1 protein-coding gene is annotated in these 682 nt (G+C 65.1%); it reads left to right on the top strand.

The window, feature by feature from the left end; translation table 11 throughout:
• The coding region (locus NKJ35_RS30810; protein WP_352651402.1) for an IS5 family transposase at positions 1-547 on the top strand (547 nt) is incomplete at its 5' end.
• Between the last annotated feature and the right edge of the window lie 135 nt (positions 548-682).

Below are 682 nucleotides of genomic sequence, written 5' to 3' on the forward strand. Positions count from 1 at the left end.
GAAGCGGGGAACGATGCTGGATGCCACGCTGATCAATGCGGTTTCATTGCCCCCGACGGACGAGCGGACTTCGAAGGATACGGATGCCCGGCTCACCGCGCGAAAGGGCAAGGGCGGCTTCACCTTTGGCTACAAAGCCCATGTCGGGGTGGATGAGGGCTCTGGCCTGATCCGCACGGTGATTACCACGCCAGCCAACGTCAACGACACGGTGATGGCCGATAACTTGATCTGCGGCGACGAGAAGACGGTGTGGGCGGACGCCGCCTACGACACCCATGCCCGCCGCGCCCGGCTCAAGGCCGAGGGCAAGAAGGTGCGCATCGCGCGCCGCCCCAACAAGCACCATGCGCTGCCGCCGCGGCTCAAACATTACAACCGCCTGATCGCCAGACGGCGAGCGGCGGTGGAGACCACTTTCGCCACGCTCAAGAACCGCATGAAGCTGACCAATATCCGCTATGTCGGACTGGCGAAGGCCACCGCCCAGGTGACATTGGCGGCGATCGCCTTCAACATGCGCCGATGGGCCGCCATCACGGGATAGGTGCGCCCGCAGCCCGGCCGCCCGGGCCGAAACCGCCGCCGAAACCCCAAACAAGGGGGCGGAGCTCACAAAGACGAGCGAAATCCCTGCGATCCCGCCCCATCCAAACATCCCCGGTTACTGCGCAACAGGCCC

Source organism: Mesorhizobium sp. M0136 (genome assembly GCF_040322515.1).
In the GTDB taxonomy this organism is placed as follows: domain Bacteria; phylum Pseudomonadota; class Alphaproteobacteria; order Rhizobiales; family Rhizobiaceae; genus Mesorhizobium.